At 33.2% G+C, this 16,085-nt stretch carries 11 protein-coding genes; 5 read left to right on the forward strand and 6 right to left on the reverse strand.

Annotated features, from left to right (window positions below):
* Positions 1 to 267 precede the first annotated feature (267 nt).
* The 5 genes from N7277_RS11080 to N7277_RS11105 all read left to right on the forward strand — a co-directional run bounded on the left by N7277_RS11080 (position 268) and on the right by N7277_RS11105 (position 7,714).
* The gene (locus N7277_RS11080; protein WP_274779598.1) at positions 268 to 1,818 is read left to right on the forward strand and encodes a LuxR C-terminal-related transcriptional regulator; all 1,551 of its coding nucleotides are present in this window, start codon (positions 268 to 270) and stop codon (positions 1,816 to 1,818) included.
* A 139-nt stretch (positions 1,819 to 1,957) separates the two neighbouring features.
* On the forward strand, positions 1,958 to 4,432 hold the full coding sequence (locus N7277_RS11085) for a cation-translocating P-type ATPase (RefSeq protein WP_274779599.1): 2,475 nt from the start codon (positions 1,958 to 1,960) through the stop codon (positions 4,430 to 4,432).
* Between the two features lie 105 nt (positions 4,433 to 4,537).
* Complete coding sequence (locus N7277_RS11965; RefSeq protein ID WP_446715109.1) at positions 4,538 to 5,440, forward strand: hypothetical protein; 903 nt, start codon at positions 4,538 to 4,540, stop codon at positions 5,438 to 5,440.
* A complete protein-coding gene (locus tag N7277_RS11100) occupies positions 5,437 to 5,904 on the forward strand; it encodes a MarR family winged helix-turn-helix transcriptional regulator (protein ID WP_274779600.1) in 468 nt (155 codons plus the stop codon). Before N7277_RS11965 ends, N7277_RS11100 begins: the two co-directional genes overlap by 4 nt.
* Before the next feature lie 820 nt (positions 5,905 to 6,724).
* On the forward strand, positions 6,725 to 7,714 hold the full coding sequence (locus tag N7277_RS11105) for an IS110 family transposase (RefSeq protein WP_274779601.1): 990 nt from the start codon (positions 6,725 to 6,727) through the stop codon (positions 7,712 to 7,714).
* On the opposite strand, the gene N7277_RS11110 is transcribed toward N7277_RS11105, so the two are convergent.
* The 6 genes from N7277_RS11110 to N7277_RS11135 form a co-directional block, all read right to left on the reverse strand.
* Positions 7,711 to 7,851, reverse strand: coding sequence for a hypothetical protein (locus N7277_RS11110; protein ID WP_274779602.1), 141 nt, complete (start codon positions 7,849 to 7,851; stop codon positions 7,711 to 7,713). The two genes, N7277_RS11105 and N7277_RS11110, sit on opposite strands and share 4 nt — an antisense overlap.
* Positions 7,848 to 9,062 (reverse strand): DNA cytosine methyltransferase, encoded by a 1,215-nt coding sequence (locus N7277_RS11115; RefSeq protein ID WP_274779603.1) that lies wholly within the window; start codon positions 9,060 to 9,062, stop codon positions 7,848 to 7,850. The genes N7277_RS11110 and N7277_RS11115 overlap by 4 nt, the downstream gene beginning before the upstream one ends.
* A gap of 385 nt (positions 9,063 to 9,447) precedes the next feature.
* Positions 9,448 to 10,368, reverse strand: coding sequence for a helix-turn-helix transcriptional regulator (locus N7277_RS11120; protein WP_274779604.1), 921 nt, complete (start codon positions 10,366 to 10,368; stop codon positions 9,448 to 9,450).
* A gap of 149 nt (positions 10,369 to 10,517) precedes the next feature.
* A complete protein-coding gene (locus N7277_RS11125) occupies positions 10,518 to 11,579 on the reverse strand; it encodes a LacI family DNA-binding transcriptional regulator (RefSeq protein WP_274779605.1) in 1,062 nt (353 codons plus the stop codon).
* Positions 11,580 to 11,689: 110 nt separating this feature from the next.
* Entirely contained in the window at positions 11,690 to 13,708 is a 2,019-nt protein-coding gene (locus tag N7277_RS11130) for a glycoside hydrolase family 3 protein (RefSeq protein ID WP_274779606.1), read from the reverse strand.
* Positions 13,709 to 13,787: 79 nt separating this feature from the next.
* Complete coding sequence (locus N7277_RS11135; protein WP_274779607.1) at positions 13,788 to 16,037, reverse strand: hypothetical protein; 2,250 nt, start codon at positions 16,035 to 16,037, stop codon at positions 13,788 to 13,790.
* Positions 16,038 to 16,085: the final 48 nt, after the last annotated feature.

Here is a 16,085-nt window from a genome sequence, read left to right on the forward strand (position 1 = left end):
AATAATTAAGATATAGCTTTTTACTATTAAAATCTTCATCTTCATTTATTTAATCTCTTTTATTTCATTTCCCATTAAAAATATATATTATCTAAGGATATTCATAAAATTTATTCTAATATTGTATGATAATAGTCTATTTACATTTTCATGAAAAAGATTTTTTTTATTTGCTTTTTAATGAGTTTCTTTATTTCGGTTTTTTCTCAAAAACAATATAAAGAATTTTATAATCGCTTCGACAAAATCTTCCCAAACGAACCGGTTATGATAAAAGCTAAAGAAGAATATTACAAGGCTTTCAAAAAAAATGGAAACAGTGATGATTTAGCTTTTTCAAAAATCATTGACATCATTTACTTAACGCCAAAAGACTCAATACAAAATCTAAAAGCGGCATATGATATCATAAATTATTCTTCCCCTCAGACCACAGCAAAAGCAGAAGGATATTATTGGGCTGCAATTTATCAGGAAAAAAACTCTTTGGATCTCAGCAGAGAATATTTAGAAAAAGCAATAAAAATAAATCTAAAAAACAAAAACTCTTATTTACTTCCTAAAAACTATCATATTTTGGGAAGAAACTACTACAAAAAAGGTGAATATCAAATTGCCCTAGGATACTTCAGAAAAGCATTGAACTATTTCACAAAACAAAATGAAATTACACAAATGAGTTCTATGTATAATAATTTTGGACTCACCTATGCTAAAATGAAAAATTATCCTCTAGCGATGAAAAACACTTTAATCGCAAAAAATCTGTTAGAAAAAAAACAACATCTTTTACATTATGAAAATGTGTTTTTAAATAGTATAAAAGTAAATTTAGGAACTTATAGTTATGAACTAAAAGATTACGACAATGCTTTACACTATTATGAAGAGGTATATCAGTACACTAAAGAATACCCCAATAACAAGCAAATTACAAGTAAAATATTAACAAATCTATATACGTTTTACCTTAAAAACCCTACAAAACTAAATGATTTTATTCTCTGGCTTCATAATTCCTTAGATGAAAACTACGAAAGCCCATTCAATATAGACATTTTAAGAATTCTTCAAAAAGATGCCATCAATAAAGGTAATATTAAAAACATTCAATTAATTTCTCAAAAACTGAATTATTATGAAGACAAACATAAATCTTTCATGCTAAGAGAACAAAGTGAAACCACAAAGGAACTTAATAAATATCTTGTCAACTCTATAGAAAATGAAAAGTTAATTATCAAACAAAAAGAAAAAATTAATTATCTTATTTTTTATTTCATCCTGATTTTAACCCTTACTGGCAGTTACTATCTTTATAAAATTAATCAATTAAACAAAAAAAAGGCAAAAATTAAAAATGATTTATTGATAAAAGAAAAAAATATTATTGAAGAAAGAATGAATAATCTGAGTCTAAATTTAGAAATTAAATCAAAAACCGAAAAAGAATTTCTTCTTAGACTAAAAAAAATAAAAAAAGATAAAAACTACGAAACCGAAGAAATCATAAAAGACCTTCATTTAAGCATTTCTAGTCTACTTAATATTGATAAAAAACAATATTTAGAGCTTGAAAAAAATAATAAAATCAATGATTCTTTTATTCAAAAAATAAAACTAGATTTTCCCCTTTTAACTCCTCAAGAAATTCAACTCTGTGGCTACGTTCATCTTTCATTATCAAACAAAGAAATTGCCCTTCTAGAAAACATTACAGCCCCTAGTGTTAGGGTTTATAAAACAAGATTGAAAGCCAAACTTGGCCTTTCTAAAGAACAAGATTTAGAAACATTCTTAAAGACTAATTACTTGTAGAAAATTAAAAAATCTACTTGATAATTTTAAAAATTTCAAGTTTGAAATTTCAGATAAATTACCTAACTTTAGCATACACAAGTTTAAAAAAATTAAAACTTGTAAGTTTCTTATTGCTAAATAACAAAACTCTAACACCATGACACAAGGAATCACTCAAAAAAAAGCAGCAGAACTTTTGAAACAATACGGCTTCAATGAGCTCCCTTTTGCAAAACCGAAAAACGTTTGGAAAATTGCCCTAGAAGTGATTCAAGAGCCCATGTTTATCTTGCTTATGTTTTGTGGTCTCGTCTATGTTTTATTGGGAGATTATACCGAAGGAATGATTCTGTTGTGTTGGGTTTTCGTTATTATTTTCATCACTTTTTATCAACACAGAAAAACCGAAAAATCATTAGAAGCATTGAGACAATTGTCTTCTCCACGAGCTTTGGTGATTCGTGATGGGCAAGAAATTAGAATTCCTGGAAGAGAAGTCGTTCCCGAAGATGTAGTGATTTTAAATGAAGGAGATAGAGTTCCTGCAGATGCTGTTTTATTAGAAAGTCAACATCTCACAATAGACGAATCTTTATTAACTGGCGAATCTGTTCCTGTCATTAAAACCGAAGGAAAAGAGGCTCACGTTTTCAGCGGAACTCTAGTAGTACAAGGAAAAGGCAAAGCAAAAGTTACGCATACAGGTTCGGAAACACAGTTCGGGAAAATTGGTGTTTCTCTACAAAATATAGAACAAGAAAGTACCAGACTGCAAAAAGAGATGAAAAGACTCATTAGAAGTCTATTTCTTATGGGAATCGCCATCAGCATTGGGGTAATTCTGGCTTTTTACTTTACTAGAGGGAATTTCCTTAATTCTTTACTGAATGGTCTGGCTTCTGCTATGTCTATTTTACCTGAAGAATTCCCAGTAGTATTGACCATTTTTTTAGCATTAGGAGCTTGGAGATTATCCAAAAATAATGTCTTAACACGTAAACCTTCTGCTATAGAAACGCTAGGTTCTGCTACCGTGCTATGTAGTGATAAAACGGGCACCATTACCCAAAACAAAATGGAAGTTGCAGCACTTTATCAAGAAGAAAAACTCTATTTCAAGAAAGATTTTAAACATTCTTTAGAAAATATCAGTAATGTTTTAACGGTTTTAGTTCATGCGTCTCAGCGTCATTCTATAGACCCTATGGAGAAAGCGATTGGGAATGAAATCAGCAGATTACGTATAGCAAAAGAAGAATTTGATTTAGTGAAAGAATATCCACTGAGCAAAGAATTATTTGCCATGACTCGCGTGATGAAATCTAAAAATCATCCACAAAGTCATGCCTATTGTAAAGGGGCTCCAGAAGCCATTTTCCAATTGTGCCATTTTTCTGAAGAAGAAAACGCTCGTTATACTCAATTGGTGCATCAATTGGCTGAAGATGGCTATAGAGTTCTTGCAGCAGCTCATTGTGATATATCTTCTGCTGAACTACCTGAAAAACAAGAAGAATTTCCTTTTATTTTCAGCGGATTAGTTGCTTTTGAAGACCCAATTCGTGAAGAAGTTCCAGGAGCCATCAGCGAATGCAACAAAGCAGGAATTAAAGTCATTATGATTACGGGAGATTTTTCTGCCACTGCCAAAAGTATCGCCAATCAAATTGGTTTACAGCACAATGAACAAGTTTTAACGGGTGCAGAACTTCAAAATATGAGCGATGCAGAACTAAAAGAAAAAATAAAAACTACCCATCTTTTCGCAAGAATTGTTCCCGAACAAAAACTCCAAATCATCAAAGCTTTAAAAGCCAATGGAGAAGTAGTAGCGATGACTGGAGACGGCGTAAATGATGCACCTGCGCTGAAAGCTGCCGACATCGGAATTTCAATGGGAATGAAAGGAACAGATGTAGCCAGAGAAGCGTCTTCCTTGGTTTTGTTAGATGATAATTTTGCGTCAATTGTTTACGCTATTCGTTCTGGAAGAAGAATTTTTGACAACCTTCAAAAAGCCATGTCTTATATTCTCGCTATTCACGTTCCGATTATTGGTTTGGTTTTATTGCCTGCATTTTATTCTTCCTTGCCTATTTTATTGATGCCAATGCATATTGTATTTATGGAACTGATTATCGACCCAGTTTGTTCTATTGCTTTTGAATCTGAACAAGAAGAAAAAGGCATTATGAACAGACCACCCAGAAATCCTGACGAACTCTTTTTCGGTTGGCGAAAAATTGCTTTTAGCTTGGTGAAAGGATTTTTACTTCTCGCAATGGTGGTAGTGGTTTATTTTCTTTCTCTAAAAGAAGGACATTCTGATAACGCAGTGAGAGCCATCGCATTTTCTTCACTCATTGTAGGAAATGTATTTCTTATTCTCACTTCATTGTCTGACACCCGAAATTTTGTTTCTGTGATTTTAGAGAACAATAAAGCTTTGGTGATAATATTTACCATAGCGTTTACCTTATTATTTCTCACCATCGGAAACCCAATGTTACAAAAAGTTTTCAGTTTTGAATATCCGGGTCATCAACATTTTATTACGTCTATCATAGGAGCGGTAAGTCTTTTATTTATCTTAGAAATGATTAAGCTATTGAAGCTAAAACTTAAATCTTAAATTAAAAATCATCCTTTATTACAATCAAATTTTTAAAAAATATTGATTTGTTTCAAAGTTTTTGTACATTTGCATCGTGAACGATTTAATTTTAAACGATACTTTATGAAGACTAACCTTATACAGACCATTTTCAGAGTCATCCTAGGTTCTTTTATGCTACTGGCAGGAATAGGTCACCTCACTTTTCAGCGTACAGAATTTCTAGCACAAGTTCCTAGATGGTTGCCTAGTCATCCTCACTTTATGGATTTTATTGTTTTATTATCTGGTGTAGCAGAAATTTCACTAGGTTTAGCGATGATTTTTTGGACTCGCAAAAAGGCTAAAGTGGGAATAGCATTGGCTATTTTCTATGTGCTTATTTTCCCGGGAAATATTTCACAATATACCAATGGAATATCTGCTTTTGGCTTAGATACTGACGAAAAAAGATTTATTAGATTATTCTTCCAACCTGTGCTTATTCTTTGGGCATTATGGTCAACTGGAGCGCTTCAACTGCTTTTGAAAAAGAAAAAATCTAAGACTTCTGTTTCATTTTTTGATTTAAAAGCACAATTATTGAATGGTGATACCATTTCTATGAATCAGTTCCGAAATATGACCATCATCGTGGTCAATACTGCAAGCAAATGCGGACTTACCCCACAATATGAAGGTTTAGAAAAACTTTATCAACGATACAAAAATGAGGGATTGGTGATTTTAGGATTTCCTTGCAATCAATTTGCAAAGCAAGAATCTGGAAGTGCCAATGAAATTCAAGAGTTTTGTCAAATAAACTATGGCGTAAGTTTCCCAATGTTTGACAAAATAGAAGTTAATGGCAAAAACGCTCACCCTATTTTCAAATATTTAAAAGCTGAACTAGGAGGATTTCTAGTGGATGATGTTAAATGGAATTTCACCAAATTTGTCATCGACAAAAACGGAAAACCTGTTCGTAGATTTTCGCCGACTACTCCACCAGAGAAAATGGAAAACTACATCAAAAGTATCTTATGAAAACAGAAAAAGATTTCAGCGCACTCTATTTAGAAAGACAATTGTGCTTTCCACTGTATGCAGCATCTCGATTAACCACCAAGATTTATGAGCCTTTTCTCAAAAATCTAGACCTTACCTATCCACAATATTTGGTGCTTATGGTCCTTTGGCAAAATGACGCCATTACCGTGAATGAAATAGGGAGCCGACTTTTTTTAGAATCTAATACGCTCACTCCATTGCTCAAAAGATTAGAACAAAAGGGATTGCTTACCCGAAAACGCTCTGCCGAAGACGAAAGAAAAGTAGTGATTTCTCTTACCCAATCAGGAATAGGACTCCGAGAACAAGCAGTAGAAATTCCCACAAAAATTATTAGTCATTTCTCAGACGAAAGCATTTCTGCGGAAGAAATCATACAATTCCAAAAAACCTTGCATAGTTTGATAGAAATTCTTCATCAAAAATCTGAAAAACAATAGAGTATTTACAGATAATTATATATTCAAGCCTATTTTTAATAGGCTTTTTTTATGGAAAAAAGCTGTGAAAACTTATATTGCTACATGGACATACCTTGCTCTAATTTCCCTATGTTAAAGCTATTGCAAAAGTCATTTAAATGTTATATTGATTTTAAAAATAATTGAACGAAGAAATAATACTTAGAATTTAAATAGTATAAAAAAAAATATCTTTATCATGCACTCCTCATGCACTATCTATGGAGTATCTATGCACCATCTATGCTATACCCAAATTTATGTATCGACCTGGTGTCGTCCTAAAATAACTATATAGGTTACTTTATGAAAAATTTATTATCAAGTAAACCACACGAAAGGATTTGTGCGGTAACGGGGACAGCTCTCTGTAGCTAGTCAGTGCGTATAATGTTCATTATGTTACTTGCTGCGGACAGCAGTGTTTTTGGAACCTTGACGATGTTATTAAGAACTGAACGTTTTAGTGTGTTTAAGGTCACGGATTAGAAATCCGAGGCATTTGGGTTTTATACCAACCTATAGCTTCAACATAAACAATTTTCTTATCCCCTACCCTGACTTCGACAAGCTATTAGATTTGCAAAAGAAAAAGTAACTTTAAATATTAATTTAAGTTATACTGATACCAGAGGCGCTATGGTGAACTAGTTCGACTAATAAATAAGACTTATACTGAGCATTAGACCTTAGCGCCTTTTAGGTTCTTGAACCATTTAGAATTTTAAGTTTCTAGACTTAGTAATAGCGTTAGTTAGAACCTTGCTGGAAATCAGAATGACCTTTCAATTGTAAATTTATGAAAAATCTATTTATTGGAATTGATATTTCCAAAGAGGTATTTGATTATTGTGCTATTGATGAGCAAAACCAAATAATCATCAATAAACAAGTTGCCCCAAATTCCAAAGATGGAATTGAAAAATTTTGTCAAAAACTTGACCAATTAAAAGAGTATTCTATCTGGATTGCCATGGAACACACTGGGCATTATGGAAGTTTACTATGTTATGAGTTCTCTATTCGTCAACTTTGTTATTCCTTAATCAATCCTTTAGAAATGAAACATGCTACTGGAATTAGCAGAGGAAAAACTGATGCAGTAGATGCTTGGAGAATTGCAAGTTATGCTTTAGCTAATAAACATAAACTAAAACCATACATATTACCAGCAAAAGAACTTAGAAAACTCAAAATATTAATGAGTTCTAGAGAACGTTTGGTTAAAGTCCATGTACAAATGAAAAACGGCTTAAAAAGCTTAGAGATAGAAGCAAAAATAATCTCTCTAAAGTCTCACACTCAAGAAATGGAGCGAATTATTCTTCAAATAGAAAAATCTATATTGTCTACGGAAAAACAAATGAGAGAATTTATTAAACAAAACGATGAATTGAAAAACAACTTTCAGAAAATAACTTCTGTTATTGGTGTAGGAGAGATTACTGCTATAAAATGCATTCTTGAAACGGATAATTTTACCAAATTCAACAACCCAAGAAAGTTCAGTTGTCACTGCGGTTTAGCCCCTTTTAAATATCAATCTGGAAGCAGTATTAGAGGGAAAACTAAAACAAGTTCGCTCTGTGACAAATCCCTTAAAAGCATCCTTTTTAAAGCTGCTTGCTCAGCTATACAGCATGACCCTCAACTGAAAAATTATTACTTAAGAAAAACTTCTGAGGGAAAACACAAATTATCTGTAATAAACGCTGTAGCAAGTAAAATTGTGCTAAGAATTTTTGCCGTATCTAAAAGAAAACAAAATTTTGTAAAACTTTTTAACTAAACTCTTGTTTTTATCTTAGAATGCTCAACAATTGCTGCATATTTATCTTTTATAAGATCTTTGCCAATTGTAATGATATGTCTTCCAGCAGGTCTTATTTTATATAAACCATCTTTAATTTTAAATTCTTTGCTCATAATAGATCTTTCATTTTTTTTGCAATAGCATATGCCATTAACGGTGGAACGGCATTACCTATCTGTTTAAATGCGGCAGAACGCGAACCTTCGAAATAGAAATCATCAGGAAAAGACTGTAATCTGGCAGCTTCTCTCACCGATATAGAACGACATTGCTCTTCATCAGGATGTATGTAGTAATGTCCGTCTTTTGCAATATGTGCTACAACTGTATGTGAAACTCCTGTTCCATTGACAACTTTAAATCTATCAATAAATGAAGATTCATTTTTATGTGTTTTTAATTCCTCCGGCAAATCTGGGTATTTCATTCTTATCTGCTCGTGATTCCACTTGCGAATAGCAGTTTTATATATAGCTAAATCCCTTTTGTTGTGAGGCCGAGAAATATGCTGGGTAACAAAATCAATCCCATTTCGTAAATTGAATTTTTCAAGATACTTGTTTTTTTGTTCTTTGTAATTTATATACTGATACCCCTCGCCAGGTTTTAATTTAGGTAAATCCTGAAATGCTTCATTTACGGTATATTTTTTTTCTGATTTTTCAAAATCGGGAAATCCAAAATCAGATTCTTTTTTCCATCCAATAATTATAATTCTCTTTCTAGCCTGTACAACTCCATAATCTGATGCATCAAGTGTATCGTGATACACTTCATAACCAAGCTTTCTGAAATATGTTTTTAAGTTTTTAAAATGTTGTCCTTTATTTGCACTTAAAATTCCAGGAACATTTTCAAACACAAATGCTTTGGGACTAAACTCTTTCAAAAATCTCCCATATTGAATGTATAATTTATTTCGAGGGTCATTTTCTATATTGTCATGATGTCTTCCTAACAGAGAATATGCTTGACAAGGTGGACCTCCAATTATTAAATCAATGTTTCCCTTTTCTTTAACAAGTTTTTTGAAAATGTCTTTTATAGAATTATCATCTATTTCAACATTTATAACAGAATTTAAAATTTCATCTGGTATATTTTTGTAAAACTCTTCCCTATTTATTTCTTTCTTTAAATAACTGTAGTATACATCTAATTTATTTTCTGATTTAAGATAATGATAAGCTGATCTAGTTTTTATAGTAAAACAGGCTTCTTCATTCATTTCAATATGTGCAACAGGATTGAACCCTGCTTTAATAAATCCTTCAGACATCCCAGATGCTCCCGCAAACAAATCTATAAAATTGTGATTTTTCATTATTAAGCAAATATGAAATTAATTAGATTTAAATTTGAATTATAATCATAAAACAAATATTTAATCATTTTTTTCTATGAAAATTAAAATTACCATTAGTAAGAGTTAACAATAATTAGTTTTTTAACAAAATTAATAAAAGTTATCTAATAAAATTACGGAAAATCTTAAAATCAATAAAAATCATAAAACCCCATCATTTTTCTCCCAATCAAGTTAGGGTCAAGTTCTACTCAAGTTTTAGGTTTGTTCGTGGTTTGTTCGTAATTTATGGTACTTTTCCGAGGCTGATTCGAAGGAAACACAAACAAACCACGAACAAACCCCACAGAAAACCCGAATTTCACCCAACTTTGACTCGAAGATATGGAGTTAACAATAGTGCTTACACAGAAAAATTTTTCAGCATGATTTCTACCTCTGCTTTCAGTTCTTGGATAAAACTTTCTGGCGCTAAAACTTGCACGCGTTTTCCGTAGGATAAAATCTCCCTTTGGAAATCATAAGTAGGCACCAAACTCACCCTAAAAATGGTCTCCGTTTCGTTCTCGGCGATTACGGTTTGGGAATGATGCAGTGGCAAAGCTTTGACATAATTGGCTTGTTCACGGTCAAATTTCAACAAAATTTCCTGTGTTTCTTTGCCCAAAGTACTGATGATGCCAAAAGAATTTTTGTAAGCCTTTTCTATATCAATATTCTCTCTTTTGAAAGAAGTATTGCTGATATTGAGGTCAGAAATGCGGTCTAGTCCGTAAGTTTTTAGAAAAAAAGAGGGGTTTTTGGACTGATAATCGGCGGCCAAAAGATACCAACGGTTTTTGAATTCCTTCAACGCATAAGGCATGACGACTTTGCTGGACTTTTCGTTTTCCCAAAATTTTTGATAGGTAAAAGAGAGTACTTTCTTCTGGGTAATCGCATGAATCAAACCGTTAAGATGTACTAAACCTCTGGCTCTTCTCGGCTCAAAAAACATCACATCTGCTTTTCCTTTGGTTTCGCGGTAGGCTTCTACCAATAGCAATTGGTCAAATACGCTCTCTTGGGAAAGTTCCAGTTCTTCTTCCTCTATGAAATGGGCATTTTTCTTACGGGAATAAGAAATCTGTATCCCAAATACATCTGCAATCGCCAGTTTATCTCGCTGAAAAGTGCGTTCAGTAAATTTGAGTTCCAGTCCTTTTTCTGCAAACTGCGTTTCTAAGTAGTCTGCAATTTCTGGATAAGTGGCGCCTCGGTCTTTTCTTCTGCGTAAAAACTCTTCTATAAAGAGCAGTCTGAGCATTTGTTCGTTTTTTGCCATGGGAAATAGATTAAGATGGAAGCAAAGATAAGGAAGTAGAACGTCAAAAGATGACGTTTTTAGAACTTTCGATGAGTAGAAAGTCAATTCTATTGAAAAGACAAAAACAAGAATGACCTTCGGAAAAGCGGAATTAAATTTAAAAAAAACTATGAATTGGTAGAGTCTCTTTGAACAATTGTAGATTTAAAGGTGAGTTTCTTCTCATAGAAATATCCGATTTCATTTTTGAGATGAAAAAATAAATCTTGAGCTGCCATACTTCCCATTTCATAAGCAGGTTGGGTAATGGTAGAAAGGGGTGGAGTTAATAAATCTGCATTGCTGTAATTAGAAAAACAGATTAATTTCATTTGTTTAGGAATCTTGATATTCAACTGATTACAAACTCTCAAGGTTTTAATCGCTAAATTTTCTACAGAGGCAAAAACAGCATCTGGCCTGCCTTTTTTAAGTTCTAAAAATTTATAAATTTTATCGTAAGAATTATTGCTTTCTTCGCCATCTCTTACACATTTTAAGAGCCTTTGTTTATTAAACGGAATGCCATATTTTTTTAGAGCATCTATATAACCTTCTTTTCTTCCGCTTTCTATGCTTAAACTGTCATTTAAAGAAAAAAAGGCAATGTCTTTGCATCCGTTTTTGATTAAAAATTCTGTAGCATTAAAACCAGCTTCGTAATCATTGGTAATTACTTTGGTCACATTAAGCGTTTTAGGAACTCTATCAAAAAACACTACCGGAATTCCTTCATTAATAATATCTTCGAAATGCTTGGTATCTGTAGTATTAAAGGCTATAGAAGCAATTACACCTTCTACTCTACCATTGAGTAAATGTTCTGCAATTTCTTTCTCTTCCTGGTAATTTTCTTTACTAGAATACACCAAAACATGGTAACCATTTTCTCTGGCTACTGCTTCTACGCCACTGATGGCTTGGATAAAAAAATCATTATTAAGTTCTGGTACAATGAGCGCAATCGTTTTGCTTTTATGATTTCTGAGTGAACCAGCATAAGGATTGGCATGATAGCCCAATTCTTTGGCAGCATCTAAAACCAACTTCTTCGTTTCTTCACTTATTTCATAGCTATCGCGAAGCGCTTTAGAAACAGTTGATACTGAAAGTTTTAGATGTAATGCTAAATCTTTGAGACTAATTTTACCCATAGAACAAAAATAATAAATATCGTTTAAATTTTTCATAAAAATATGCTGATATAAATTATATTGTGATAAATATTTTTCTATTTAAATAGAAAAAGACTGCATTTTTGGTGAGGAATGCAGTCTTTAGTATAAATTATTTAATCTAATTATTTTGAAAAACTCATTCCTTCCTTGTAATGGAATAGCGGATAATCAGGCCCTTCTAAATATCCTGGTACATCTGATTTTTGATTCTGCGCTTTTTCTTCACTGATAGGAGTAGAAAATGGCATTTTAGCAGTTGGATTAAACTTGCCCGTCAAAATATCAAAAAGTGCATCTGTAGTGGCTCCGAAAGTTGCCAAAACACCTTTTACATTTTTAGTATCTTTATTGTAAACCTCATCTATTACCCAAGGATTGGTATAGTTGACTACCATCACAGTAGGTTTTTTAGCATAGAGTTCGTTCAGGTGTTTTACATCTACTCCATTTTCTGAAAGCGAAAGTTTAAGAGGAGACCCATCAGAATCGAAAAGAGATTTAGAACCAGGTGTTACCCAAGAAACCACTACATCTGCTTCTTCTGGAGTATTGACAAAGGTTACATTCCACAGATTGTTTTCTGGAACAATGACTTTAGAACCATTTGGATTGGCTTTGTTTTTAAAGAATGTTTCGTAGTACACTTTGGTTCCTGGTTTTAGAGGAAGAATATTTTCTTGATTTCTAAGCAAAACGATAGATTTTCTAATCGCTAAATCTGCTTTTTTCTGAAACGCTGCATTTCCTACAATTTTTTCTGCTTTAGTAACATCTACATAAGGATTTTCAAAAAGTCCTAATTGAAATTTTTCTAATAAGATTTTGTAAACGGAAGCATCTATCGTATTCATTTTCACATAACCTTCTTTGATGGCTTGTAATAACTGATGAGGGTCTGCTTGCCCAGAATACAGATTAATTCCAGCTTCTTGAGTTTTACCATATCTTTGAGAAATCGTTAAGTGTTCTGCTCCCCATGGCATCATTTCAATTGGGCCTGTATCTGAATTGATAATTCCTTTGAATCCTAATCTTTCTCTTAAAATCCCTTGAAGAATAGGTTTATTATAAGCATATCCTATGGCTTCATATTGAGTTCCTTTTGGTGCAGAATAGTAAGGCATAATCGCTGAAACACCAGCATCTATTACTTTTTTGAACGCTTTGATGTTATTCTCAAGCATATTTCCTGGGAATACTTCATATTTCCCCCAATCAAAATGGGAATCTTGACCACCTTCTGCAGCTCCACCACCAGGAAAATGTTTAAAAGTAAGCGCTACAGAACCTTTGTTCAGTTGAGTTCCTTGAAAACCTAAAACCATTTCTCTAGACACATCTGCCACCCATTCTGCATCTTCTCCGAAGGTTCCTTCTACACGTTGCCATCTAGGTTCAGTAGCTAAATCTGCCATATACATATAGCCTTTTCTAAGTCCTATTGCACTCCATTCTTGTCTGGCAATATCTGCAAACTCACGAATCAGTTTTAAATCTCTAGTCGCCGCCAATCCTAATTCTCCTGGCCAAGTAGAAAAAGTAGTTTTTCCTACGCTTAAGCCTATTGAAGCATCTTTGGTAATATGATTTCTAGGATTAGAAGTTACAATAGCTGGAATCCCATGTCCGTTTTTCTCACAAAGTGCCTGTAAATTATTAGACCACTCTGCTAAAATTTTGGTAGAAGCATTGGCTCTCAAAATAAAATTTCTCATGTGGAACTGTTCTACACTTTTAGTAGTTCCAGCCGCCATCATCATAGGATAATCTAGTTTTTGTTTGGTAAACATATTGGTATCCTGAACTAAATCTACCTCATTAAAACCACTGCCGATTGGGCCTTGTGTTTTTGGCTTTTCAAAAGACCAATCATTTTCTAAACGGGTAGTTGCAATGAGCATCATTCCTGCCTTTTCTTCAGTAGTCATTTTAGATACCAAATCTTTCGCTCTTACGGAATAAGGGAGTCTCCAGTCCTCGTATTGATCTAGTTTACCGTTTTTATTAAGGTCTTTGAACTGTAAGCCTTTAATTTTTAGAATTTTAACAGATTTATAGCCTAATTCTGGTTGTTTTTTCAATTGAGCATTTGAGTTTCCTACAAAAAATGCGAGAATTGCGGTTATTAAATACTTTTTCATTTTTTGAAAAATTTTAGATTTATTTTTTATTTCTTGAAAAATGTTTACGCTTTGTTAAGGTAGTCATTTTATTTATTTTTTAGAATTTTAAACCTACTTTAAATTCTAAAGTAAATGGTTTTATGTAACCTCCTGCTACAAACGCTGGGATTTTAGACAAATAAGAATCATTATTCCAAAGGTCTGAACCGCCAATGGTACCTAAAGCGCCATTCTGATTAAGGAAATTGATAACACTTAATGAACAAGTTAAATTTTTGTTGACATTATAATCTAACCCTCCGAAAGTTTCCCAATGCGGATTAAAATACAGTATGTTTCCATAGTTGGCGTATTGTTTACCGAAATATCTAAGTGAAGCCCAAACTCTGAATTTACTGAAAGAATAACTTGGGTCTATTTCCATAAGCGTTTGAGATACTTTTTGTACGATATTTCCGCTAAAATCATAATCAGTATTAAAAATATTGAAAGCATAATTTTTATACTTAGGCTGTTGTAATTGTAGCATATAGTGCAATTGGAAGCCTTTGAAAGGTTTATACACCACATCTGTAATCCATCCTATGGTTTCTACATCAAATTTCAATAATTGAGCGCCTCTGGCTCCAGTTACTGGGTCTACTAAATTGCTGTAGCTTTGGATATTGGTTTTACCAATGTAAGTGAGTGCAGATACAAGGCTCAACTTAGGATGATTATAGAAAACACCTAATCTGCCGTAAGGAATAGTAGTTGGGTCTGTAGTTACAGGACCTGTTCCCGCCCAATCTGGTAGTCTATTTGCGTTTTTAGCATATAAAGCTTCTAGTAATAATCCCATTTTTGGGGTAAAATTATAGGTAGCATTAAAGGTTACAGATGGTAAAATCCAACTTTTGCTAAATGGAGTCAGTTGAGCCACCACTCCCGTATTAGGATGGGTACTGCCAACGTAAAAATTATTATAATTATGAGGCGTTGCTACATTTTCGCCGCTGATAGTTAAGCTTTCTAATCTACCTCCAAAGAATAAATTTAAGTTTTCTGTAGGTTTCCATTCATCTGAAATATACACCGCATTACGGAATTCTTTTCCTTTTACATATTCACCACCATTATTGAACCCTGAAAATCTCACACCGTTTTTCTCTAAAATCTCTGGATCTTCTTGTGCCTGATATGCAAAATTACCTCTAGAACCGAAATAATCTTCATAATTGTACCAGCTATTTACGCCTATTTTTATTTGATGAGCTTTAAACTTTTTCGCTACTTCTCCCATCGTCATAAAATCAGTCACTTTTCCTCGGTAATAAAGATACAGTGAGTTTTGTACGCCTCCTGCATAAGATTGTCCGGTTCTCGCTACCGTATAACCTGCACTGTTATCTACTACCGCTGTACTGGTAGGAATATAAACCAACAATCCTGCATCTGTATAGCTATATTTAGCATTAGCATTAAGTTTCCAGCCATTGCCTAAATCATATTTAAAAATAGCAGCTACTGCGTCTCCTACATTTTTAGAAGCATCTTTAGCAGAAATATCATGCATAGAACCATCTCTGGTATCCATGTAAGTTAGCATTCCATCAATCGGTGCATAATTCATTTGGCCTAATTCAAATCCGTTATAGGGAGAAATCCCTCCCTTTCCATCATAAACGAAAGGCCCATTACTATTAAGATTCGTTAAATTCGTAGAATTAGAGTGTTTGTATAGAATAGAGAATTCTCCTTTTTGAAGTTTTCTGGTTACCGCAGCTTTAAAGAAAGAAGTTCTGTCTGCTAAACCAAATTTATAATCAAAAGCACCTGGGTCAAAATTTTGAAAAGAAGAAGCACTGTAAAGCCATTTTTTGTCTTTGCTTAGAGGTCCATTGAGTGTAATATCAAATTGCTGAAGACCGTAATTATTGGTTTTATAATTTACTCTATACTCCTGTTGCTCAGTTCCTAGTCTTGTAAAAGAAGTGGTTCCATAAGCAACTTTACCCGTAGTAAGCACCAATTCTCCCAATTTGGCTAATCCTATTTTAGAATAACTGCCATCTGCTCTCCATTCTGCGGTAGGATAATGTGGCCAATACTGATAAACCACTGGCAAATCATTTTCTAAGATGACCATGTCTGCTGCATTTACAGGTGGCAAACCTATGTTAATTTGTCTAGGTCCTTCATTTACAGATGCATTAAGCATCATATTACGGTTTCCTTCGTCAGGTTTTTTAGCATCTTCCTTTTTTTGTTCTTCAGTTTTTTTGTCTGAATTGGGAAGGGTTTGTTGTGCAGAAAATTGACCAGAAATCGCCAAAGCAAAAATTGCTAGTGCTATTGTTCTTTTCATTTTGATGTTGTTTTAATACGATATTGTTTTTCTCAATTGTCAATAAAA

It is taken from the genome of Cloacibacterium sp. TD35 (genome assembly GCF_028864635.1).
GTDB lineage: Bacteria > Bacteroidota > Bacteroidia > Flavobacteriales > Weeksellaceae > Cloacibacterium.

Coding starts and splice junctions, on each gene's coding strand:
- N7277_RS11080 (WP_274779598.1), top strand. CDS start 268: ATGATAAAAGCTAAAGAAGAATATTACAAGGCTTTCAAAAAAAATGGA.
- N7277_RS11085 (WP_274779599.1), top strand. CDS start 1,958: ATGACACAAGGAATCACTCAAAAAAAAGCAGCAGAACTTTTGAAACAA.
- N7277_RS11965 (WP_446715109.1), top strand. CDS start 4,538: ATGAAGACTAACCTTATACAGACCATTTTCAGAGTCATCCTAGGTTCT.
- N7277_RS11100 (WP_274779600.1), top strand. CDS start 5,437: ATGAAAACAGAAAAAGATTTCAGCGCACTCTATTTAGAAAGACAATTG.
- N7277_RS11105 (WP_274779601.1), top strand. CDS start 6,725: ATGAAAAATCTATTTATTGGAATTGATATTTCCAAAGAGGTATTTGAT.
- N7277_RS11110 (WP_274779602.1), bottom strand. CDS start 7,851: ATGAGCAAAGAATTTAAAATTAAAGATGGTTTATATAAAATAAGACCT.
- N7277_RS11115 (WP_274779603.1), bottom strand. CDS start 9,062: ATGAAAAATCACAATTTTATAGATTTGTTTGCGGGAGCATCTGGGATG.
- N7277_RS11120 (WP_274779604.1), bottom strand. CDS start 10,368: ATGGCAAAAAACGAACAAATGCTCAGACTGCTCTTTATAGAAGAGTTT.
- N7277_RS11125 (WP_274779605.1), bottom strand. CDS start 11,579: ATGAAAAATTTAAACGATATTTATTATTTTTGTTCTATGGGTAAAATT.
- N7277_RS11130 (WP_274779606.1), bottom strand. CDS start 13,708: ATGAAAAAGTATTTAATAACCGCAATTCTCGCATTTTTTGTAGGAAAC.
- N7277_RS11135 (WP_274779607.1), bottom strand. CDS start 16,037: ATGAAAAGAACAATAGCACTAGCAATTTTTGCTTTGGCGATTTCTGGT.